This is a genomic window from Pseudomonas sp. zfem005, assembly GCF_032621735.1.
In the GTDB taxonomy this organism is placed as follows: domain Bacteria; phylum Pseudomonadota; class Gammaproteobacteria; order Pseudomonadales; family Pseudomonadaceae; genus Metapseudomonas; species Metapseudomonas solani.
This window is the reverse complement of sequence record NZ_JAVYJE010000008.1, coordinates 1-21,605: the sequence shown is the minus strand read 5'-3', so window position 1 is coordinate 21,605 and position 21,605 is coordinate 1. Positions and strand designations below refer to the sequence as shown.

Genomic DNA, 21,605 nt, shown 5'->3' with positions numbered 1-21,605 from the left:
TCTCCTTGGTATGGGTGCAGTGAGATGCTGACTGCCGGCATCGCCGCTCGGTTCAAGGAGAATGGGCTGAGCGCGGGCGCGGTCTATGCTTGTTTTTCCCAGCCAGCGGAGAACGCCATGACCCAGGACGAGATGAAGAACCGTCTCAACGACGCGATCCAGGCCACCCTCGACTCCCAGCGCGGCGGCCCCTTCCCTGCCCGGCAGATTTCCTACTCCGTGGCCATCGGCATGGCGGCGGCGATGCAGCTGTGCGAGCTGGTGGAGGGCGAGGAATACAGCCAGATCATCCAGCGCATCACCGATAGCATCGAGCACGAGCTGGCCAAGGTGGCCGAGGCGAAATCCTGATCGTCGGTTCGTCTGTTTTTTTGCTGAAACATTCTCCTGGCCACTCCGCTCTATAGCGCTGTCCGCCCCTTCCCGTGGGTCATTGCAATCAGGAGGAGATATGGATTGGCTCATCAGCTACCGCAACGCTGAAGGTCAGGAGAAGTCGGTCACCATTCGCTCGGGCCATCTGCCCAACCACAAGACGGCTGCCCGCTGTGTGGTGGAACACGCCTTCGGCGACAAGCCCCCCAGGCCGCTCGGCAACCTGTCCGCAGTGGTCTGGCTCGCCAGCTGCGGGTTGGAGATTCTGGACATCAGCCTGCTGCGGGATGATCGAGCGGGGCTACAGCCGATAGCGTTTTCCCGCCCGCAGCCCTACTACCGCCAGAAGCGCGAGGCGGAGGCATCGCAGCCGGAACAGCCCGCGCCGTAACGTCGCTCACGGCGGCGGCTGGAGCGCGCGCAGCTCCTCCAGCCGCCGTTCTATCAGTTTCAGGGCGGCGCCGATGCCCGCGTCGAAGGGGTCGGTGCCACCGACCACCTCCGTTACCGCCCCCGCCTCCCGCAATTGCTCGGCCAGCCTTTGCAATTCCGTCTCCGCGGCACTGCCCTCGCCGCTTGCGCGGGCTCGTGCAATCAGCCGCCGCAACGCCTGCAGCGGTTCTTCCCCCCGTGAATGCGGGGCGGCGACTATTTCCAGAGCCAGTTCCAGCCCGGCCAGGTCCTGGCGGGTGAGCGTTCGCATGGGGCTTCCTGAGCGCAGGTGTTTCATCAGTGACACGCGGGAAGCGGCCCGAGTTGCAGATTTCGCCCTGGCCCCACGCAGGTGCCGGCGAGGCGGATTCCCTGAACGTTTCAGCGGAAGGCCGGACAGACCAGAAAAGCCCCCCGGACGAGGTAACCGCCATGGCGACCCAACGCATCACCGCCCACCAGCTCGGCCTGGACCAGGCACTGGCCCGCGCCGAGGAAAGCGCCCTGTTCAAATGGCTGATCGCCAGCTTCCTGTTCGGCAAGCCCATCCAGCAGGCCATCGCCGTGCAGGCCTATCGGGTGATAGTCGAGGAGCACGGGCGCGATACACCGCGCAAGCTGGGCCAGTGCAGCCACGCCGAGCTGGTGCGGATGCTCGGCCAGGCGCACTACGTGCGCTACGACAATTCCACCGCCGAGCGCCTGCTCAAGCTGTGCGGCAAGCTGCACAACGAATACGGCGACCGCCTCGGCACCCTGGTCGAGCGCAGCGCCGACCGGGCCGAGTGCGAGAAGCGGCTGCTGGCGTTCGAGGGGATCGGGCCGAAGACCGTGGAGATCTTCATGCGCGAGGCCGGCCCTGCGCTGTTCGGCAGGGCGGCCCGGCACGGTTGAGCCGCTCAGGGCGAGATGGGGTCGCTTGCAGGGAAGGTCTCTTCCACGGCGTTATCGACCTTGGCCTCCAGGGCCCGCTGGCTGCGCAGCGGGTGGTCTTCGATGCGCGGCAGTGCAGCGCGCAAAGCGGCCACGCGCTGGCGCAGGTACTCCAGCTCCGTATCGGGGTCGAACACCAGTCCCTTCATGCTGCAGTGGCCGCTGACCCCGCGCAGCAGCAATGCGGCACCGCTAAGGGCCTTGATCACCCCCGGAGCACCGCCGCGGTAAACACCGGACGCGATGGAAACCAAGCCGGCGGCGACCGAGAAGGCGCGCTCGACGCCATGGACGTTATGGGGTTGTGGGTACATGAGGCTGTCTCCTGAAGGTTGAGGCGGCGCTAGCGCGAGGCGCGCCGCAAGTCATGGGAAAGGTTGCCGTGGCCGTGCCCCTTCTGCGGTGCGGCGCGCACGCCGAAACGCTCCCATACACGCTCGTGGAAATAGAAGGCGATGGTGTTGCAGGCCGGTTCGATCAGGGCGATCAGGCCGCCGGTCAGCAGGCTCCCAGTGAGCAGGTAGGCCACGGTGAAGGCGATGGTGAAGTGCAGCACGGCGAAGCTCAGCGTCTTGGCCAGCGGCTGGCGGCGCTGGGGCGGCGTCGCCCGGGGCGGTGCCGTGTTCGTCGAGCGTTCGTTGCGTATCGCCATGGGCCTTCTCCTGGTTCTGTCGGTCGCTATGGATTGGAAGGGCAAGGGCCCGGTCGAGGTTCAGGGAATCGGGCGGGTGGTGCCCGGTTGGGCACGGGCGCGACGCCCATCCGATTGCTGCAACTTTCCGCCGGGGCGCCGCTTCTACTGCCATGCACCCACGATCCCAGGAGATCGCCATGAGATTCGCCCGACTCGCTCTACCCGCCCTGCTCTGCGCCTCCCTCAGCGCCCCGCTGTTCGCCGCCGACACGATCGACGCGGACGACTTCGTCGACGAAGCCAGTGCCGGCGGCATCGCCGAGATCGAGGGCGGCAAGCTGGCACTGGAGAAATCCTCCTCGGCCAGCGTCAAGACCTTCGCCCAGCAGATGATCGACGACCACGGCGCGGCCAACCGCGAGCTGGCGGTACTGGCCCGCGAGAAGAAGCTGGAGGTGGCCACCGAAGCCGAGCTGATGAGCAAGGCCAAGGCCCTGATCCTCAAGCTGCGTGACGGTGAGAACTTCGACGAGGCCTATGCCAACAACCAGGTGGCGGCCCACGAGAAGACCATCGAGCTGTTCAAGGAAGCCGCCGCTTCGGATGACAAGGAAATCGCCGCCTGGGCCACCAAGACCCTGCCCAAGCTCGAGCATCACCTGCAGATGGCCCGCGACCTCGCCGCCACCCACAAGAAGCCCTGATGCAGCGGCAGCAGCGACCTGGGTGGATGCAGGTAGTGGCGTCCACCTCCGCTGCTCCAACCGGGGCTCCGCTGGTGGACAAAAAGAGCGTTGTCCACCCTTCGAAAAGCCGCTCCGCAGTCATGCAGGCGATAGGGCGTCTCGAGCCTGTAGATCGGGTGCAACCTGACAGGCCCAGCGACCACTCCCTCAGGCATGGATAGACGAGGTAACGGCGTCGGCGGCCATGCCCAGGCAGTCGATCTCGTGGATCATCCCGGTGGCCAGCGCCGCCTCGGCGTCGAGGATGCGCGGCGCGGCCTTGAGGTAGTCGAGGATGTCCAGCGGTTCGGCGCCGGCTGGGGTGCGTTCGGCGACGATGCGCGCATAGAGGTGCAGGTCGTAGTCCAGGCTCATGGCGTATTCCGACATCCGCGCGTGGTCCACCGAGCCGTTGAGGTTCCAGTGAAAGGGGTGGAAGAGGAACTTGCTGTGCTGGCAGGCGCTGCGTCGCTGCCCGGCGAGGAAAATGATGTTGCCCATGGATTCCACCGTGCCCAGGTTGTGGGTGCGCACGGGGATGGGCAGCGAGATGAGGAAGTTGTAGAGGGAGAAGCCGTAGCTGCACTCCCCGCCCATGGTGGCGATCTTGATCACCAGTTCGTCCGCGCCCTGCTGCACGGCCTGGGTGCAGCGCTCGATAAGCTGGCCGCTGGTGGTGGAGTTGATCGGCGCGGTGAAATGCACGATGTGGCTGGCCATGGCTGCCCTCCTCCTTTTTTGTCTGGGTGGTGGCCTCTGTCAGGTCAGCTCGCGCCTGCCTGGCGCGGGCGGTCGGGCGCGTCGCTGCTGCCGGGGCGATCCTCGGTGGAGGGGTTGCGCGGGGCCTGCCACTCCGGGTGCAGTTCGGGCGGAATGCCTTCGCGCTCGCGGGCGGGCGCCTCGCGGTCGCTGCCCGGGCTCGATTCGACGCTCTGGTTATCAGGAGTGCGGGAAAGGTCGTTCATGGTCGTCTCCAGTGGATGGCTCAGGTTCGGTGGAGCCGCTCGCGCCGCTTGTCGTTCCGTCAATCCGTCGGCCGGTGGCGGCCCTCGGCAGCCCCGGCCATCCCATTGCCTGAACTCCGTCGAAGCCGCCGCAGTCACTCCAGCATGACCCTCGGAGGACCGCACCATGCACACCCACTATGAAGGCCAGGCCACCCTCGTCTACGCGCCCGGCCACCAGGGCAGGTCGACCATGCCGACCGCCTGCAGCACCACCGTCGTGCTCGACGAAACCATCCCCGGCATCTTCAGCCTCACCTGCGACCTGGACCTGGGCGATGCCGACTCGCTGCGCATCACCCTGCCCAACGGCCTCAGCGTGGAGGGGCTGATCACCTACCAGGATGGGCGCACGCTCAATATCGTCACCCTGAACTGAGGAGCGGGACATGAACCCAGTGCGGACGGCAGCCCTGCAGGAAGCGTTGTGGATAGCGCTGGAGGCCACCCTGGCGGCCGCGGAAGAAGCCGGTGTGGATCGCGAAGACCTGCTCGCCGCCGCCCGGGGCATCGCCACCTCGGCGCTGAAGAGCGGCTCCGACCAGGCTGCGTCGCTGATCGCCCAGGCCGCCTTGCGCCGGCACATCGGGCAACGCCCCTGAGCCCCTATCGACCAATGTCCCCCTGCGCAATTGACTCGGTGCCAATAAACTCCTTGAGCGCAAGGCCTGGATCGTGGTGTCTATGCGGCTGAAACGGGCACCCGGATGGTGCCCGAGGTGAGGTTGAAGTCAGTAGGCGGAGAGCCGAAGCGTGGTACCTGGATATTTCGAGAAGCTGCTGAGCATCGCCAATGACCCGCAACGGGGCTGGGCCAACCGCCTGGCCGCGACGCGCATGGCGATCCGCAAGGCAGCGCAGCAGCACGACCTGCAGCAGGGCAAGCTGTGGGACCAGCGCCGCCGCATGCGCGAGCACCTGCCCTTCACCCGCCATACCCTCAAGGAACTCGAAGCCGCCCAGCACGCGCACCTGGCCTCCTACCAGGCGCTGCTGCGCTCCACCGGCCAGCTGCTGATCGCCAACGAACCGCAGGTGCTGGACGAGCTGGACACGCCCCGCTTGCTGGACCTGCTCGGGGTCAACCCGACGCACCGCCGGCGCATCCCCCGCAACGTCGAGCGCCTGCTCTGCGTGGTGGTGCTGCAGGGGCTGGAAGACAGCGCCCGGCAGTTCAGCGGCCGCCAGCTCGTCGCGCCCCGGAGTGGGCCGCTGGCCCGGGCCTTCAACGAGGTGATGGTCTGCACCACCCTGCACACACTGCGCAACAGCCCCGGCAAGATCGGCCGCCAGGCCGGCACCCCGCCACAACGGCGCAGCGAGTGCGCCTCCCCGGTGCTGACGGTGTACAACGCCGACGGCAGCAGCCGCGTCTACCCGCTGGGCTGACCGCCCTCCCCACAGGCGCCCCGCACGCACTCGCGCAGCCAGCGGTGTGCGGGGTCGGCATCCATCCGTGGGTGCCAGAGCATGGAGACCTTGATGGGCTCTACATCCAGCGGCAGCGGGAAGCTGAACAGCCCCGCGCGCAGGCTGCCGCTGTGGCGCTCGGGCACGGTGGCGATGAGGTCGGTGGCGCGGGCCAGCGCCAGGGCGGCTGAGAAGCCGCCCACCAGGGTGACGACATCCCGTTCGAGGCCGGCAGCCTTGAGAGCGTCGTCCACCGGGCCCCGGTCCTTGCCACGGCGCGACACCAGCACATGGCGCCCGCCGGCATAGCGTTCGGCGGTGATGGCACCACGGGTCAGCGGGTGACCTTCGCGCACCACGCCGACGAAGCGGTCCTGGAACAACGCACGGGTGCGGATCTCCGGGCCGGCGTCGGCGCCTACCACGCCGGTATCGAGATCGACGCTGCCGTCACGCAGGGGCGCACTGTCCTTGTCGGCCTTGGCCACGAAGCGCAGGCGCACGCCCGGCGCCTCGGCAGCGATGCGCCCGATCAGTGCCGGGCCGAAGTTCTCCACGAAGCCATCACCCACGCGCAGGGTGAAGGTGCGCACCAGGCGCTGCAGGTCGAGGTGCTCCACCGGGCGCAGCACGCCCTCCACCCCCAGCACCAGTTGGCTGACCTGCTCGCGCAGCTCCAGCGCCCGGGGCGTGGGCACCAGACCGCGGCCGGCGCGTACCAGCAGCGGGTCACCGAGGGTTTCCCGCAGCCGCGCCAGGGCCCGGCTCATGGCCGAGGGGCTCAGGTGCAGGCGCTTGGCAGCACGCGCGACGCTGCCTTCGGCGAGCAGCACGTCGAGGGTGATCAGCAGGTTGAAATCGGGATGGCTCATGGACGGAAAAACTAGCACGGCCAGCCTATCTATGGCGTCTGGTGCATGAATAAAGTGCAAATGCTGCGCCTTCCGCCCTATCAGCACCGCGCCCAGACTGTGCTGGCGACCCACCCCACGGAGCCCCGCCATGCAGACCCCCACAGCCAACCCAGCGACCACCGAACAGGCGAGCGGCTCGAAATGGGCATTGGCCAGCCTTGCCCTGGCCACCCTGCTCGCCTCCCTGGGCACCAGCATCGCCAACGTCGGCCTGCCGACCCTGGCCGAAGCCTTCGGCGCCCCCTTCCAGAACGTGCAGTGGGTGGTGCTGGCCTACCTGCTGGCCATCACCACACTGAGCGTGGGTGCGGGCCGCCTCGGCGACCTGCTGGGGCGCCGTCGCCTGCTGCTGGCGGGCCTGCTGCTGTTCAGTGGTGCCTCCACCCTGTGCGGCCTGGCGCCGTCCCTCGGCTGGCTGATCGGCGCCCGCGCGCTGCAGGGCCTGGGCGCGGCGATGATGATGACCCTGGCGATGGCGCTGATCGGCGAGACGGTGCCTCGCGCGAAGACCGGCAGTGCCATGGGCCTGCTCGGCACCCTGTCGGCCATCGGCACCGCGCTGGGCCCCTCCCTCGGCGGGCTGCTGCTGGCCGGGCCCGGCTGGCGGGCGCTGTTCCTGGTCGGCCTGCCCCTGGGCCTGCTGGCCTTCGCCCTCGCCCACCGCCACCTGCCGCGCGACCGGGTGAACGACGGCGGCACCCGCTTCGACATCCCCGGCACCCTGCTGCTGGCCCTGACCCTGGCCGCCTATGCCCTGGGACTGACCCTGGGCCACGGCCACTTCGGCTCGCTCAACGGTGCCCTGCTGCTGGCGGCGTGCCTGGGCCTGGCACTGTTCATCCGCGTGGAACGGCGCGTCGCCTCGCCGCTGCTGCGCCTGGCGATGTTCCGCGACCCGCAGCTGCGCGCCGGGCTGGCCATGGGGGCGCTGGTCACCAGCGTGTTGATGGCGACCCTGGTGCTGGGCCCCTTCTACCTCTCCGGCGCGCTGCATCTGGCGCCGGCCCAGGTGGGGCTGGCCATGTCCTGCGGGCCGCTGGTGTCGGCGCTGATGGGCGTGCCCGCCGGGCGCCTGGTGGATCGCCTCGGCGCTGCGCCCATGGTGCGCATCGGCCTGCTGGGCATGGCGCTGGCCACCCTGGCCCTGCCGCTGCTGCCGACGCACCTGGGCGTGCTCGGCTATATCGTGCCACTGGCGGGGCTGACGGCCGGCTATGCGCTGTTCCAGGCGGCCAACAACACCCGGGTGATGGCGGAGGTGCCGTCGGAGCGGCGCGGCCTGGTCTCCGGCCTGCTCAACCTGTCGCGCAACCTGGGCCTGGTCACCGGTGCCTCGGCCCTGGGCGCGGTGTTCGCCCTGGGCGCGGCGAGCGACGACATCACCCGCGCGGCGCCCGAGGCGATCGCCGCCGGCATGCGCGGCACCTTCTTCGTCGCCCTGGGGCTGGTGCTCATCGCCCTGCTGGTGGCCCTCGCCGATCGCCCGTGTCGCGCGCCTTGATCAGCCCGCCCGCTGGCTGCGCTGCACCAGCGCGACGAGGGTGACGAAGAGTTCTTCCTCGGCCTGGGCGGGGGTGATCTCCTCGGCGGCGGCGGCGTGGGACAGCGCCTCCGCCGCGCCGAGCATGGCCCGCAACCCAGGGGCGCCGAGGCCGCCCTGCCCGGTGAAGGGGCTCAGCACTGCGCGGCATTTGGCGAGGAAGATCGCCTCGTATTCACGCTTGATCCGCTCCAGCTCCGGCGAGCCGGCCAGGGCCGCGGTGACCCCGGGGATCTCGCGCCCCTGCTGCAGCACGCAGGCGACGTAGGACGAGGCGATGACCCGGGCGATGCCCTCGAGCGTTGGCTCGGCGGTGTCCAGTGCCGCATCCATGACCGCCGTCTGCCGCGCGTCGAAATCCTGGTAGAGCACCGCCAGCAAGCCCTGTCGCGTGCCGAAGTGGTCGTACACCACCGGCTTGGTCACACCCGCCAGCTCGGCCAGGCGGCCCAGGGTCAGCGCATCGCTGCCCTCCTCCCGCACCAGGCGCCAGGCCGCTTCCAGCAGTTGTTTCTGCCGTTCCTCGCGGGACAACCGACGGCGCGGCTGCGCGGCGGAATCCTGTTGCTTCTCATCGCTTGACATGGGAAACCTACCAAAAGTAACTTACCAATCGTAACTTACTGAAAGTATATAAGCGTTTTCAGCTCTCCCGCAATCGAGCCACAGGAGCCACCGACATGCACGCCCTTATCGTTGTCGCCCATCACGATCCCGAGTCGCTCACCCATGCCATCGCCGCCGAAGTCGCCCGTGGCGTGGCCGAGTCCGCGCCGGGCCACGGCAGTGAAACCGCCGACCTCTTCCAGGAAGGCTTCGACCCCCGCTTCAACCCCGCCGACCACGCCGTGCACCGCCACCAGGCCACGCCGCCGGCGGATGTGCTCGCCGAGCAGGCACGCATCGACGGCGCCGACGCCCTGGTGCTGGTCTACCCGGTGTACTGGTGGTCAATGCCGGGCCTGCTCAAGGGCTGGATCGACCGGGTGTTCAGCAACGGCTGGGCCTTCGACTTCGTCCTCGACCAGCGCTTCGAGAAGAAGCTCGGCCACCTCAAGGTGCACCTGATCGGGGTCGGCGGCGCTGACGCCGGCACCTATGAACGCCACGGCTACCTGGAGGCGATGAAGGCGCAGATCGACCACGGCATCTTTGACTACTGCGGCGCCCAGGTGCTCAGCTCCGAACTGCTGCTGGAATCGTAAAGCCGCGACCCGGGCGACTACCTTCGGGCAGCCCGCAGCCTCGGCCAATCGCTGTTCGCCCAGGCACCCGCAGCCCGCCCCGTGGAGGCATGAAGCCCTCCCCCAAGGCGGCCCCCACCTGTCGAGGCGACTCTAGGGGCGACTTGTAGGGGCGACTTCAGTCGCCAAGCAGTCCGCAGGGCTGCCCCAGCATCGTGTTCCCAGGCAGCACCGCTCGGTGGATGAAAAGAGCGTCATCCACCCTACCCACCGGTCGGTTTCCTGGCTTGGATTGGGCAAGGTGCCGTAGGTTGGCGCCGAGCGCAGCGAGGCCCAACACCGCCATGTCCGGTCTCGCGGCGGCCTCTCCCTGTGGGAGCGGCTTCAGCCGCGAAAGACTCGCCGCCGGCACCCAGCTGCGAGCGGCCGGGTATTCCATCGCGAATGAATTCGCTCCCACGAGATGGGCTGTGGGGTGGACGTCCGGCTCGGGCCAGCCGACCGGGGCAACTGGCCCGGGCGGGGGAGTTTCCGTAGAATCCGCCGCCCCTTCCCTTGTCCCGCCCTCCCCCGGTAATCCATGAAACCAGCCCGCATTCGCGCCGACGTCCTGGCCGGCCTGACGACTTCTTTCGCCCTGGTGCCCGAGTGCATCGCCTTTGCCCTGGTGGCGCAGCTCAATCCGCTGATGGGTCTGTATGGCGCGATCATCATCTGCACCCTGACGGCGCTGTTCGGCGGGCGGCCGGGCATGGTGTCCGGCGCGGCCGGCTCGATGGCGGTGGTGATCGTGGCGCTGGTGGTTCAGCACGGCGTGCAGTACCTGCTGGCCACGGTGCTGCTGGGCGGGGTGATCATGATGGCCTTCGGGCTGCTGCGCCTGGGCAAGCTGGTGCGCATGGTGCCGCACCCGGTGATGCTGGGCTTCGTCAACGGCCTGGCGATCATCATCGCCCTGGCCCAGCTGGAGCATTTCAAGGCCGGCGAAGCCTGGCTGTCGGGTATGCCCCTGGCGACCATGCTCGGCCTGGTGGCGCTGACCATGGCCATCGTCTACCTGCTGCCGCGCCTGACCCGCGCCATCCCGCCGGCCCTGGCGGCCATCCTTGGCGTCGGCCTGCTGGTGTACTTCATCGGCCTGCCCACCCGTACCCTGGGCGACATGGCGCATATCGCCGGCGGCCTGCCGGCCTTTGCGCTGCCCGAGGTACCGTGGAGCCTGGAGACGCTACGCATCATCGCCCCCTATGCGCTGCTGATGGCGATGGTCGGGCTGCTGGAAACCCTGCTGACCCTGAACCTCACCGACGAGATCACCGAGAGCCGGGGCTACCCGGACCGCGAGTGCGTGGCCCTGGGCGCGGCGAACATGGCCTCGGGCCTGTTCGGCGGCATGGGCGGCTGCGCGATGATCGGCCAGACCGTGATCAACCTCAGCTCCGGCGGCCGTGGCCGCCTCTCCGGCGTGGTGGCCGGGGGCATGATCCTGCTCTTCGTGCTGTTCCTCTCGCCGCTGATCGAGCGCATCCCCCTGGCCGCGCTGGTGGGCGTGATGTTCGTGGTGTCGCAGCAGACCTTCGCCTGGGCCTCGCTGCGGGTCCTGCACAAGGTGCCGGTCAACGACATGCTGGTGATCATCGCGGTGACCGTGATCACCGTGTTCACCGACCTGGCCACCGCGGTGATGCTGGGCATCGTCATCGCCGCCATCAACTTCGCCTGGCAGCACGCCCGCGAGCTCTACGCCGACAGCCACCTGGAAGCCGACGGCAGCAAGCTGTACCAGGTGCACGGCACGCTGTTCTTCGCCTCCACCACGCCCTTCCTCGCCCAGTTCGACCCGGCGGGCGATCCGGCCCAGGTGACCCTGGACTGCCGCCATTTGAGCTTCGTCGACTACTCGGCCCTCACCGCGCTGATGACCCTGCGCGAGCGCTACACCAAGGCCGGCAAGCACCTGCGCGTGGTGCACCTATCCGAGCGTTGCAAGCAGTTGCTCAAGCGGGCAGGTGTGCAGCACTGAGTGGCAGGTTTCTTCCTGGGATAGAGGTGCAAGCATCGACACCGCTTGGTGGATGGGAAGAGCACCATCCACCCTACAGGTGCCGCAGATGGGACCGCGCTGCGTGGGTGGTTCTTGCGTAGGGTGGATGACGCCTTTTTCATCCACCAGCGGAGCCACTGCACCCATGAAAATGCCCGGCCACCGCTGATGCGATGGCCGGGCATTTTTTTGTGCCTTAGCCCTTGCGGGCCGGGCTAGGCGTCGATCAACCCGCCTCGGACAGCGAGGCCATGTCGATCACGAAGCGGTAGCGCACATCGGATTTCTCCATGCGCTCGAAGGCTTCGTTGATCTGGTCCATGCGGATCATTTCGCAGTCCGGGAGGATGTTCTTGCGGGCGCAGAAGTCGAGCATCTCCTGAGTCTCGGCGATGCCGCCGATGGGCGAGCCGGCGAGGCGACGGCGGCCGAGGACGAAGGGGATGGTCAGCTGTTCGTCGATGGGGCCGATCTGCCCGACTATCACCAGGGTGCCGTCGATATCCAGCAGCGACATGTAGGGCGAGACGTCGTGGCGCGAGGGCACGGTGTCGATGATCAGGTCGAAGCTGGACTGCGCGGCGGTCATCGCCTTCTTGTCGGAGGACACCAGCAGGCGGTCGGCGCCCAGGGCCTTGGCGTCGTCGGCCTTGTCGGCGCTACGGCTGAGCACGGTGACTTCGGCACCCAGGCCGACGGCGAGCTTGACTGCCATGTGGCCGAGGCCGCCGAGGCCGATCACGCCCACGCGGCTGCCGGGGCCGACGTTCCAGGTGCGCAGCGGCGAGTAGCTGGTGATGCCGGCGCACAGCAGCGGGGCCGCCTTGGCCAGGTCGAGGCCTTCCGGCACGCGCAGGACGAACTCCTCGCGCACCACCAGGTGCTTGGAGTAGCCGCCCAGGGTGACTTCCTTGGTGATGCGGTCACGGCTGTTGTAGGTCTGGGTGTTGCGCTCGCGGCACAGCTGCTCTTCGCCCTTGCGGCACTGGTCGCACTGCATGCAGGAGTCGACCATGCAACCCACCGCCACGTTGTCGCCGACCTTGTGGCGCGTCACCGCCGAACCCACCTCGATGACCCGGCCGATGATCTCGTGGCCGGGCACGATGGGGTACAGGCTGAAGCCCCAGTCGTTGCGGGCCTGGTGCAGGTCGGAGTGGCAAACGCCGCAGTAGAGGATTTCCATCGCCACGTCGTTGGGGCGCAGTTCGCGGCGCTCGAACTTGAAGGGCGCGAGCGGTGCAGCGGCGGTTTGCGCGGCATAACCGATTGTGAACATGAGCAGTACTCCAGGGGTTGAGGATCAGCCGACGCGTCGGCCTTCGATGGGATAGACGGGCCCGGAATCCGGCCAGGAGCGAAGATTAAGCGTCGGCGGGGTCTGTCCGGTAGCCGACTACTCCGGCGTGATTGCCCATTCCTGCCAATCGTCGAATGCCTTGAAAGGTGCATTCCAGAGCGCTCGACGCATTGCCTGATACTGCAACGGGGCGCTTGGCCATTCGCCGTGTCGATGATGGGGCATTAGCCCGGCGAGGCCTCTGCCAAGCTCTGATACGAGGTTTGTGGAGCGCCGGACCGGCTCTCCGGGGAATCGACCCACCCTGCCCGCCAGGCGGCGAAAAACCTGGCCATGCGGTTAGCTTGTGCGGCGCCATGACGCATAGGGCGGAAGTGAATGAGCAATCAACTGCCCAGACTTATATATGTAAGATGCATTGCACGCGTTTCGCTCGAACCGATATTTAACCAATTGCCCGATAGTCCAACAGTGCAACTTGGCGAGTGCAGCAATCCTCTTCTCGCGCCTATAAATCGCGGCCAAAAAAAAGCCGCTTCAAGAGAAGCGGCAAATAAACCAAAGGATGATGAAATGGAGCAAGGCGCCACTCCGACAACGAACTGGAGCAGCGCCCTGAGGTATTCATCGCCGCCAGAATACGCGCCACACCCAATCGCAAATTATTAATTTCATTGATATTAATCATCAACCCCATCAGTTACGGATTACTTGCGCGCGCGTGTTAACTGTTACCCGCCACTTATTCTGCGGACCTTATAAGCAACAATTAGTTCGCACTGTCACGGTTGGGAATCTACAGTTTCCCGGTCGATCGGCAATTGAATAAGCGGTCTCTTCCTGCCGACTCCAAGCCATCAAAAAAACCAATATCTGGGAGCATCCATGCATAACCGAAACTATATAGCCGCCTGCACGCTGTTGGCCCTGAGCATCGCCCAGGCCCACGCCAGCGAGCAGTCCGACGCCAAGGGCTTCGTCGAAGACGCCAGCCTCAAGGTCCTGCTGCGCAACGCCTATTTCAACCGTGACTACAAGGACAAGACCAACGACGCCAAGGTCTGGGGCCAGGGCTTCATCGGTACCTTCGAGTCCGGTTTCACCCAGGGCACCATCGGTTTCGGCGTGGACGCGTACGGCCTGCTCGGCATCAAGCTGGACAGCGGCCGGGGCCGTAACTACAGCGCCTTCTTCGACACCGACAGCGACGGCCACCCGGTGGATGACCTCTCCGAAGCCGGCGGCGCGGTGAAGCTGCGCTTCTCCAACACCGTGCTCAAGTACGGCAACCAGTTCCCCTCCCTGCCCGTGCTCGCCTATGACGACAGCCGCCTGCTGCCGCAAGCTTTCACCGGCACCCTGGTGACCAGCAAGGAAATCGAAGGCCTGGAACTGAACGTCGGCCGCTTCACCGCCGACAGCCCCATGGGCGACCCGGCACGCGACCCCAATCGCCTGAAGAGCATCGATGTGATCGGCGGCAGCTACGTCGTCAACGATGCGCTGTCCGTGGCCCTGTACCACTCCGATGTCGAAGACACCTTCAAGAAGTACTACGGCAACGTGAACTACACCATTCCGTTCAACGCGGAACAGGCCCTGAACTTCGACTTCAACATCTACCGTACCGACTACGACGACAACTCCGATGCCGCGCTGGACTTCGGCGGTGACGGCAACAACGACAAGAACACACTGTGGAGCCTGGCCGCCAAGTACAGCGTCGGCGCCCACGCGTTCATCATCGCTCACCAGCGCAACACCGGTGACGCCGGCTATGCGTACGACTACGGCGACGGCGGCAGCACCATCTACGTAGCCAACTCCTACTACTCCGACTTCAACCTGAAGAACGAGCGCTCCTGGCAGGCGAGCTACGAGCTGGACTTCGCCACCTACGGCGTACCCGGCCTGAGCTACAAGGTCGCCTACGTGCGCGGCAGCAACATCGAGGCCGGCGGCGAGAGCGACGGCACCGAGCGCGAGCTGTTCAACCAGTTCAAGTACGTGGTGCAGGACGGCCCGGCCAAGGACCTGTCCCTCAAGCTGCGCAACTCGATCTACCGCGCCGACAACAACGTGGGCCCGGACCTGAACGAAATCCGCGCCTTCGTCGAGTACCCGATCAGCATCCTCTGATCACCCGCATGTGCGCCGGGCAATCCGGCGCGCTCAGGCGTTCCCCGTAGGAGCGGCTTCAGCCGCGAAAGACTCGCCGCCGGCACAAGGCTGCGGGTGGCCGGTTATTCCATCGCCAATGAATTCGCTCCTACAGATTCCCGCAAGCGCTTCGCGAGCAGGGCTCGCTCCTACGGGATCGTGCCCCGGTACCCGTAGGTTGGCGCCAAGTGCAGCGAGGCCCAACACAGCGCTGCTTCACCCGGGCATTGCCTAACCCGCTCAGCAGAGCGTCATGGCCGCCAGGCAGGCACGGTTGCGGCCTTCCTGCTTGGCCTGGTAGAGCAGCTGGTCGCAGCGCGCCAGCAGGTCCTGGGCCTGGACCAGGCCCTCGCCGCTGGAGAGCGAGGCGCCCAGGCTGATGGTGTGGTGGCGCAGGCCATCGGGGCGGTGCAGGTGCTCCATGTCCAGGCCCGCCACCTGCACCCGCAGGCGCTCGGTGATGTGCTCCAGCTCGGCCTGGCAGCTCACCTGCAACAGCACGACGAATTCCTCGCCGCCATAGCGGAAGACCTTCGCCTGGCCGTCGCGCAGGGTGTGCACCAGGCTGTCCACCACCTCGCGCAGGCAGCGGTCGCCGGCCAGGTGGCCGTAGTGGTCGTTGTAGGGCTTGAAGTAGTCGATGTCCGCCAGCAGCAGCGCGAAGGGCCGGCCGTGCAGGCTCATCTGGTACCAGTACTCCTCCAGCACGCGATCGAAGGCGCGGCGGTTGCCCACGCCGGTGAGCGCATCGGTGCTGGCCAGTTCGTGCAGGCGGCTGTTCAGCGTGGCCAGTTCGGCGCGCTGGCGGCGGCCCTCCTGGTCGGCGAGGAAGGCCTGGCGCACGCCACGGATATTGGTCCAGCTGATGAACAGGCTGAAGACCAGCACCGGCAGGTAGACCAGGGTGAAGATCAGCAGCGCCTTGGTATCGCCGGGATGGAGCAGCGCGACGTTGTAGAGGATCACCCCGGAGATGACCAGCGAGCAGGCCAGGATGCCTCGGAACGAGTAGCGCACCCCCAGGTTGCCCAGCACGATGAACACCACCGAGGCATAGAGGAAGGTGGCCACATCGGGCGAGTCGCTGCGCTTGAGCAGCTCGAACCAGGCGACGGTGGAGACGATGTCATGCAGCGGCATGAGCATGTCCATCAGCAGCACGCTGCGGCTGTAGCGGAACACCAGGAAGATATTCAGCAGCCCGAGCAGGCTGAGCAGGCCACGGGTGACCAGCGACTCCATGGCCATGTCCGGGATCAGCACCGCGTCGGCCAGCACGTAGGAGTCGTAGGCGATCATCGCGATGAAGTTGATCGCCAGCAGGAAGCCCCGGTGGTGCTCCAGCACATAGGCGCGGAACGCCGGCTGCAACACGTCGGGAATGCGCCCTCGGCGGTGCCGGGCCGGTACTGTCGGGGACTCGGGAAGGGTCATGGGCGCTTAGCCTGGGATGCCGCCGGGGCGGCGGTCATAGCAGTTGGCCAGTCTAAGCAGGCGCGCGGGCCGCGTCTACTGGGACGAGAATCATTCCGCCCTCACCGCGCGCCCTGCCCCACGGCTCACTCGGCCAGGGAGAGCACCACACCCACCTGGGGTTCCAGCTGCCCTTGCAAGGCCGCCAGATAGCGCTCGCGCACCACCTCGGCGCCGTGGCCGTACTCGAAGATCAGCCACGAGCGGGCGAAGCCGTTGAAGGCCTGCCAGCGCTCGGCGAGCGTGCGGGCGAAGGCCTCCGATCCCCACAGCTGGTGCAGGCGCTTGCCCTCGTTGGGGGCGAAGAAGAACACCGGTTTCGGCCCGGGCAGGCCGTTCGGCAGCGCCTGGCGCTGGTCCCAGTGGGAAGCGCCGACCTGGCAGCTGTAGCGCAACGCCGCCTGCAGATGGCCGTGCAGGCGGGCGAGCAGCTGGCTGTTGCCCGCCAGGTCGATGACCATCGACGGCACGTCACCGGCCAGGGATTCCACCTCGCCGTATTCCAGCACCCGGTCATAGCAACCCAGCCCGGCGGCGAAGGCGCGGTTGGCCGTCGAGGACAGGCCGATCACCTCGTAGTCCTGGCCACGCTCGGCACGGTGCCGGCTGAGCAGGTAGGCCAGGCTGATGGCGGTCTTGGACGAGGCACTGGTGATGATCACCTGGCGCGCGCCGAACGCCTGGTTGCCGGCGACGAATTCGTCGAGCAGGAAGGCCGTGGTGAACAGCGGCCGCAGGAGCATCTGCGGGGCCTCGCTGTCGTCGCTGTAGAGCGGGTCGGTGGCGCAGTTCAGGTATTGGTTGTAGATGGCCGGCAGGCCCTGGCGATGGGCGATGGTGTCGGTGAAGCCCTGGGCATCGACGCGCCCCGGCTCCATCACCACATGGCTGGCCATGGGGTAGTAACCGTAGAAGCGCTCACCCTCGGCGACACCCTCGCAGCGCGACTGCAGCACCACGGCGAAGCCCCAGACCGGGATCAGCCCCTGGCCCTCCACCGTGGGGAAGAAGCGCCAGTAGCCCATGGCATCGCCCAGCGCCGCATAGCTGATGTTGTTGGCGGTGAAGGCGAAGCGCTCGACGCCCAGCAGCACCTGCCCCTCATCCAGCTCGACGGCCAGTTCGCGGCGGTGGGACTGGCAATCGTCCAGCTGCGTGCGGTTGATCCGCAGTTCCTGATAGGTGCTCATGGGGCGGTTCCTTGTGGGGTGGGCGGCCAGCGGAAAGCCAGTCTAGAAAGGCGCCGGAAGCGCGTCCAGATGCCGCCATGGATCAATCAGCCGCTGAATGACGTGCACACGGTACAGGTGCATGGGCCACCCCTCGAAAAGGCTCTGGCGTGGGGCTGCCACGGCGATTTAGCATGGCGGCCTCATCTGCAGGAGCACACCACGTGAAGCTTTGCGCCGCGCAACTGTCGTCGATCACGGGCGACATCGAAGGCAATATCGGCAAGCACTGCGCGTTCATCCGGCGGGCGGTGGAACAGGGCGCCGCCTTGATCCTGTTTCCCGAGCTCTCGCTGACCCACTACGCGCCGTCCCTGGCCCAGGGCCTGGCCACCACGCCCGACGACCCACGCCTCGACGCCCTGCAGCACCTCGCCGACGTGCACGGCATCATCATCTGCGCCGGCCTGCCGGTGACCGGCGCGCCGCTGCCGCGCATCGGCATGGTCATCTTCCAGTCCCACCAGCCCCGCGGCCTCTACTGCAAGCAGCGCCTGCACGCCGACGAGCTGCCCTGGTTCAGCCCCGGCGAAGGCCAGGCGCTGATCCGCCTCGGCGAACACAACCTGGCGCCGGCCATCTGCTACGAATCCATGCTCCCCGAGCACGCCGACGAAGCCGTCGCGGCGGGTGCCGACTTCTATCTGGTCAGCGTCGCCAAATCGGCCAACGGCATCGCCGCCGGGCAACAGCACTACCCCGCCATGGCCCGCCGCCATGGCATGCCGCTGCTGATGAGCAACAGCATCGGCCCGGTGGAAGACTTCCTCACCACCGGCCAATCCGCCGCCTGGAACCGCCAGGGCGACTGCCTCGGCACCCTCCCCGACGGACAGGAAGGCCTGATGCTGCTGGACCTGGAAAGCGAGCGCGTCGAGCTGATTCCCGGCCCCTGACGCCCCCGCTGCGGGGCGTGCAACAACCCTCTTTCACGCAAAGGAATTCCCATGGTCATCAGGAAGCTGATGCTTCTCGCCGCCGTTTCACTCTCGCTGCTGCAAACCGCCGTGGCCGAGGAGGACGCGCAGATCGTCGAGCGCATCGACGCCCAGGTCCGCGCCAACGCGCAATGGACCCAGGAGGCCGAACAATGCCCGGCCGACCTGATGCCCACTCGCCGGGCACTGGAAATCAACGTCCATGACTGCAATACCGCCGACCAGCTGGATGGCTGCCTCACGCTCTGCACCGCCGGGGACGCTTACTCCTGCCTGCGCACGGCCGTGACTCTGCAGCAACTCGGCGGCGACCCCGCCGGCTTCGAACCCCTGTACCAGCGCGCCTGCAAGCTGGGCGCCGCCTCCGGCTGCACCAACCACGCCGCCGGGCTGTACCGCGCCGACATGCAGAACAAGCGCGTGCAGGCCTGCGCCGCCCGCAGCTTCACCAAAGCCTGCGACCAGGACGACCCCTGGGCCTGCACCATGCTCGGCATGTACCTGGCTCGCGGTATCGGCGTGAAGAAGGACCTGCCAAAGGCCCTGGAAGTGATGAAGAAATCCTGCAAGCACGGCGAGGAAGACCCCGCCTGCAGCAACGCCCTCCAGCTCGGCGCGAGCATCAGGAAGACGCTGGATGAGGCCAAGCCGGCCGATTGACGACGCGTCCCGCCATGCCTGAGCCCACCGTTCTGGACCCACAGCATGGGTTTCGCTTCGCTCTACACCATCCTACGAAAGTCCGTGCGCACCACGTCGTGATGCGTTGGACGAAGAAAGTTGGAGCAGCCGCCAACGCCCCTTTCAGGAGGCCGAGCGAATCGTCGTGTAGGGGGTTGAGCGACATGGATGTCGCGAGAGCCGCGATGGGCCAGGGATGGCCCTTCGCGGCGTGCCCCTGGAACGATGATGGAGCGAGGGAAGTCTGGCGAAGCCAGACCCGTATGCAGGGGCAAGCCTTTTTGGTTCCTTTTGAGGCGATTGTCAAAAGGGACTCGCCCGGGTGGGCGAAACCAGAAGCATCAGCAGAACTCGGCAATCAACCGAGTTCGAATCTCCCAGCCACATTTAACGCAGACCGCGTCTGCCTTCAGCCCTTACTCGCTGGGCAGATGCCGGCCGTGCTTGGCACCCAGCTTGTCGACGTAGTCCACATCCTCGTCACACAGCATGTAGCCCGCCATGTAGGCGTCCCGGTCGATGTCCGCGCCTTCGCCGGCGGCGTAGCGGGCCTCGTCATAGGCGGGCAGCTGGTAGTGGGCGAGGAATTCGGTGATCAGCGCCTCGCGCTTGGCATCGCCAACGTCATAGCCGCCGTCGTAGAACAGCCGGTCGATGCAGGACACCGCGCCCCGGTAGCGCGACTGGGCCGCGTCGAGGGTGGTCGCTTGCACAGCGACGGGCAGCAGCAGGGAGCCGATCAGCAGCAGGGAACGGAGCGCCATGGGAAATCCTTCTCGGTGGGGTGGGGGGCGGAGTGCCAGCGGCGCCACGTTAGCAAGCGCCGCCCGCCGCTGCCGTGAAGCCGGTCCCCTTCTGCTCAGCGCCCACCCCGCAGGGCATCGGCGAACTTCCAGCAGGCGAACAGCGCCAGCACCAGACCCGTCACGGCGAGCACCGCACCGGCATTGCCCACCTGCTGCAGGGCGATGTGCTGGCTGACCAGGCTGCCCAGCAGCGCGCCACCACCGATGCCGACGTTGTACAGCCCGGAGAACAGCGCCATGGCCACGTCCGTGGCGTCGGACGCCAGGCGCAGCACGCTGGATTGCTGGGCCAGGCCGAAGCACATGATCGCCATGCCCCAGAGCATGCTCATGCCCAGCAGCCAGCCATGGTGCTGGGCCAGCGGCAGGAGCAGCAGCAGGCTCGCCGCCAGGGTACTGACCGCCACCAGCAGCAGCCCCCGGGGGAAGCGGTCGCTGTAGCGACTGAAAAGCACCGAGCCGAAGATGCCGGCGCCGCCGGAGAGCAATAGCAACAGGGTGGTCATCTGCCCGCTCATGCCGGCCACGTCCCGGGAGAAGGGCTCGACGTAGCTGTAGGCGGTGAACTGCGCGGTGATCACCAGCACGGTGAGTACATAGAGCGCCACCAGCGGCGGGCGCTTGAGCAGCATCGGCAGGCTGCGCAGGGAGCCGGAGTTCTGGCTTGGCAACAACGGCAGGGTGCGCGCCAGGCACAGCGCCGTGAGCACCGCCAGCCCGGCGATGGCGAGGAAGGTGGTGCGCCAGCCCAGGGCCTCGCCCACCACGCGACCGAGGGGAATGCCCAGGACCATCGCCATGATGGTGCCGGTGGCCAGCAGCCCCAGGGCCTTGGCCTGCTTGCCCGGCGGCGCCACGCGCACCGCCAGCGACGCGGTGATGGACCAGAACACCGCATGGGCGAAAGCGATGCCGATGCGGCTGAGCATCAGCACGCCGAAGCTCCAGGCCACGCTGGACAGGAGGTGGCTGACGATGAACAGCAGGAAGACGCACACCAGCAGCTTGCGCCGCTCGATGTTACGGGTGAGCAGCATCAGCGGCAGCGAGGCCAGGGTCACCACCCAGGCGTAGAGCGTCAGCATCAGGCCGACCTGGGCGGTGGGCATCTCGAAGCTGCGGCCGATGTCGCTGAGCAGCCCCACCGGAACGAATTCGGTGGTGTTGAAGATGAAGGCGGCCAGGGCCAGGGCGATCACGCTCAGCCAGCTGCCGGCGCGGGGTTCGGGGGTTGGGTCGAGGGTGGGGCGTTCAGGGCTCAAGGGCTGTTCCGGGGCTGAGGCTGGGGTCGGGACAGGGTCGATGCGCCTCCACCGCGCATGCCAGGGGCCACCCGGGGAGCAAGGCACGGGGCGGACGGCTGCGGCAGGGTTTGTTCTTGGAATGGGAGGGGGTACGGCCTGGAAGCGGCGATTCTACGCCTCCAGCGGCCGGGGCACCACGGCGAATGACCGGTGGGTCGCCGGAGTGGGCCGGCGAGTGGTGGGAGCGGTTTCAACCGCGAGGACCGGCACGGCATATTTCGCGAATGAATTCGCTCCCACGGTGAAGTCGCCTGCGGCAACGAGCGGGGCAGACCTGCGGTCTGCTGGGCGAATGAATTGGCTCTGTCTGCGTTAGCTGTTGTGATTTTGATGCAGGCTCTCAAGCACGGTGCTTTCCGGGCACCGAAGTATTTCTGCCACCTCCACCGCATGGGTTTCGCTTCGCTCTACACCATCCTACGAAAGCTCGTGCGCACCACGTGGCGATGCGCTGGACGAAGAAAGTTGGAGCAGCCGCCAACGCCCCTCCAGGAGGCCGAACGCAGTCGTTGCGCCGGG

The 21,605-nt window shown here is 67.0% G+C and carries 25 protein-coding genes and 1 pseudogene; 13 read left to right on the top strand and 13 right to left on the bottom strand.

The genetic code is table 11. The features are described from left to right. Nucleotides 1-117 precede the first annotated feature (117 nt). Entirely contained in the window at nt 118-351 is a 234-nt protein-coding gene (locus RTW82_RS18150) for a hypothetical protein (protein WP_316925928.1), read from the top strand. A gap of 100 nt (nt 352-451) precedes the next feature. Next, nucleotides 452-766 (top strand): hypothetical protein, encoded by a 315-nt coding sequence (locus tag RTW82_RS18145; protein WP_316925927.1) that lies wholly within the window; start codon nt 452-454, stop codon nt 764-766. 6 nt (nt 767-772) lie between these two features. Here the strand turns inward: RTW82_RS18145 and RTW82_RS18140 are convergent, their stop codons facing one another. Then, nucleotides 773-1,078 (bottom strand): hypothetical protein, encoded by a 306-nt coding sequence (locus RTW82_RS18140; protein ID WP_316925926.1) that lies wholly within the window; start codon nt 1,076-1,078, stop codon nt 773-775. Between the two features lie 161 nt (nt 1,079-1,239). Here RTW82_RS18140 and RTW82_RS18135 point away from each other — a divergent pair, with 161 nt between their 5' ends. Continuing rightward, complete coding sequence (locus RTW82_RS18135) at nt 1,240-1,701, top strand: DNA methylase (RefSeq protein ID WP_316925925.1); 462 nt, start codon at nt 1,240-1,242, stop codon at nt 1,699-1,701. 5 nt (nt 1,702-1,706) lie between these two features. Here the strand turns inward: RTW82_RS18135 and RTW82_RS18130 are convergent, their stop codons facing one another. Together RTW82_RS18130 and RTW82_RS18125 are read right to left on the bottom strand one after the other, a co-directional pair. Further along, complete coding sequence (locus tag RTW82_RS18130) at nt 1,707-2,054, bottom strand: DUF2892 domain-containing protein (RefSeq protein ID WP_316925924.1); 348 nt, start codon at nt 2,052-2,054, stop codon at nt 1,707-1,709. A gap of 29 nt (nt 2,055-2,083) precedes the next feature. Next, a complete protein-coding gene (locus tag RTW82_RS18125; RefSeq protein WP_316925923.1) occupies nt 2,084-2,392 on the bottom strand; it encodes a DUF2061 domain-containing protein in 309 nt (102 codons plus the stop codon). Nucleotides 2,393-2,571: 179 nt separating this feature from the next. Between RTW82_RS18125 and RTW82_RS18120 the strand changes: the two genes are divergently transcribed. Further along, entirely contained in the window at nt 2,572-3,078 is a 507-nt protein-coding gene (locus RTW82_RS18120; protein WP_081711470.1) for a DUF4142 domain-containing protein, read from the top strand. A 189-nt stretch (nt 3,079-3,267) separates the two neighbouring features. Here the strand turns inward: RTW82_RS18120 and RTW82_RS18115 are convergent, their stop codons facing one another. Together RTW82_RS18115 and RTW82_RS18110 are read right to left on the bottom strand one after the other, a co-directional pair. Further along, nucleotides 3,268-3,819: an ATP-dependent Clp protease proteolytic subunit gene (locus tag RTW82_RS18115; protein WP_316925922.1), complete on the bottom strand. Its 552-nt coding sequence runs from the start codon at nt 3,817-3,819 to the stop codon at nt 3,268-3,270. Nucleotides 3,820-3,863: 44 nt separating this feature from the next. Then, nucleotides 3,864-4,064, bottom strand: coding sequence for a hypothetical protein (locus tag RTW82_RS18110; protein WP_316925921.1), 201 nt, complete (start codon nt 4,062-4,064; stop codon nt 3,864-3,866). Nucleotides 4,065-4,230: 166 nt separating this feature from the next. Between RTW82_RS18110 and RTW82_RS18105 the strand changes: the two genes are divergently transcribed. The 3 genes from RTW82_RS18105 (at nt 4,231) to RTW82_RS18095 (ending at nt 5,492) form a co-directional block, all read left to right on the top strand. After that, complete coding sequence (locus RTW82_RS18105) at nt 4,231-4,482, top strand: hypothetical protein (protein WP_316925920.1); 252 nt, start codon at nt 4,231-4,233, stop codon at nt 4,480-4,482. 10 nt (nt 4,483-4,492) lie between these two features. Then, nucleotides 4,493-4,705 (top strand): hypothetical protein, encoded by a 213-nt coding sequence (locus tag RTW82_RS18100; RefSeq protein WP_021220022.1) that lies wholly within the window; start codon nt 4,493-4,495, stop codon nt 4,703-4,705. Nucleotides 4,706-4,856: 151 nt separating this feature from the next. Next, complete coding sequence (locus RTW82_RS18095; protein WP_316925919.1) at nt 4,857-5,492, top strand: hypothetical protein; 636 nt, start codon at nt 4,857-4,859, stop codon at nt 5,490-5,492. Here the strand turns inward: RTW82_RS18095 and RTW82_RS18090 are convergent. Next, nucleotides 5,477-6,385: a LysR family transcriptional regulator gene (locus tag RTW82_RS18090; protein WP_316925918.1), complete on the bottom strand. Its 909-nt coding sequence runs from the start codon at nt 6,383-6,385 to the stop codon at nt 5,477-5,479. The genes RTW82_RS18095 and RTW82_RS18090 overlap by 16 nt on opposite strands. 130 nt (nt 6,386-6,515) lie before the next feature. On the opposite strand from RTW82_RS18090, the gene RTW82_RS18085 reads away from it, so the two are divergent. After that, on the top strand, nt 6,516-7,928 hold the full coding sequence (locus RTW82_RS18085; RefSeq protein ID WP_316925917.1) for an MFS transporter: 1,413 nt from the start codon (nt 6,516-6,518) through the stop codon (nt 7,926-7,928). On the opposite strand, the gene RTW82_RS18080 is transcribed toward RTW82_RS18085, so the two are convergent. After that, a complete protein-coding gene (locus tag RTW82_RS18080) occupies nt 7,929-8,552 on the bottom strand; it encodes a TetR/AcrR family transcriptional regulator (RefSeq protein ID WP_316925916.1) in 624 nt (207 codons plus the stop codon). A 95-nt stretch (nt 8,553-8,647) separates the two neighbouring features. On the opposite strand from RTW82_RS18080, the pseudogene RTW82_RS18075 reads away from it, so the two are divergent. Beyond that, a pseudogene (locus RTW82_RS18075) lies at nt 8,648-9,265 on the top strand (NAD(P)H-dependent oxidoreductase). A 466-nt stretch (nt 9,266-9,731) separates the two neighbouring features. Beyond that, nucleotides 9,732-11,174, top strand: a complete 1,443-nt coding sequence (locus RTW82_RS18070) for a SulP family inorganic anion transporter (protein WP_316925915.1) — start codon at nt 9,732-9,734, stop codon at nt 11,172-11,174. Between the two features lie 247 nt (nt 11,175-11,421). Here the strand turns inward: RTW82_RS18070 and RTW82_RS18065 are convergent, their stop codons facing one another. Together RTW82_RS18065 and RTW82_RS18060 are read right to left on the bottom strand one after the other, a co-directional pair. Further along, complete coding sequence (locus RTW82_RS18065; protein ID WP_021220015.1) at nt 11,422-12,474, bottom strand: NAD(P)-dependent alcohol dehydrogenase; 1,053 nt, start codon at nt 12,472-12,474, stop codon at nt 11,422-11,424. Between the two features lie 529 nt (nt 12,475-13,003). Beyond that, complete coding sequence (locus RTW82_RS18060; protein WP_316925914.1) at nt 13,004-13,183, bottom strand: hypothetical protein; 180 nt, start codon at nt 13,181-13,183, stop codon at nt 13,004-13,006. A 197-nt stretch (nt 13,184-13,380) separates the two neighbouring features. Here RTW82_RS18060 and RTW82_RS18055 point away from each other — a divergent pair, with 197 nt between their 5' ends. After that, nucleotides 13,381-14,634, top strand: coding sequence for an OprD family porin (locus tag RTW82_RS18055; protein ID WP_316925913.1), 1,254 nt, complete (start codon nt 13,381-13,383; stop codon nt 14,632-14,634). Between the two features lie 261 nt (nt 14,635-14,895). Here RTW82_RS18055 and RTW82_RS18050 read toward each other — a convergent pair whose 3' ends face one another. Further along, a complete protein-coding gene (locus RTW82_RS18050) occupies nt 14,896-16,089 on the bottom strand; it encodes a GGDEF domain-containing protein (protein ID WP_316925912.1) in 1,194 nt (397 codons plus the stop codon). Between the two features lie 125 nt (nt 16,090-16,214). Continuing rightward, on the bottom strand, nt 16,215-17,318 hold the full coding sequence (locus tag RTW82_RS18045; RefSeq protein WP_316925911.1) for a DUF2855 family protein: 1,104 nt from the start codon (nt 17,316-17,318) through the stop codon (nt 16,215-16,217). 203 nt (nt 17,319-17,521) lie between these two features. On the opposite strand from RTW82_RS18045, the gene RTW82_RS18040 reads away from it, so the two are divergent. Then, a complete protein-coding gene (locus tag RTW82_RS18040; RefSeq protein ID WP_316925910.1) occupies nt 17,522-18,253 on the top strand; it encodes a carbon-nitrogen hydrolase family protein in 732 nt (243 codons plus the stop codon). A 51-nt stretch (nt 18,254-18,304) separates the two neighbouring features. Beyond that, a complete protein-coding gene (locus RTW82_RS18035; RefSeq protein ID WP_316925909.1) occupies nt 18,305-18,955 on the top strand; it encodes a sel1 repeat family protein in 651 nt (216 codons plus the stop codon). 437 nt (nt 18,956-19,392) lie between these two features. On the opposite strand, the gene RTW82_RS18030 is transcribed toward RTW82_RS18035, so the two are convergent. Both RTW82_RS18030 and RTW82_RS18025 read right to left on the bottom strand, forming a co-directional pair. Next, nucleotides 19,393-19,740: a hypothetical protein gene (locus RTW82_RS18030; protein WP_271658114.1), complete on the bottom strand. Its 348-nt coding sequence runs from the start codon at nt 19,738-19,740 to the stop codon at nt 19,393-19,395. A gap of 95 nt (nt 19,741-19,835) precedes the next feature. Further along, nucleotides 19,836-21,044, bottom strand: a complete 1,209-nt coding sequence (locus tag RTW82_RS18025) for a sugar transporter (RefSeq protein ID WP_316925908.1) — start codon at nt 21,042-21,044, stop codon at nt 19,836-19,838. Nucleotides 21,045-21,605 lie beyond the last annotated feature (561 nt).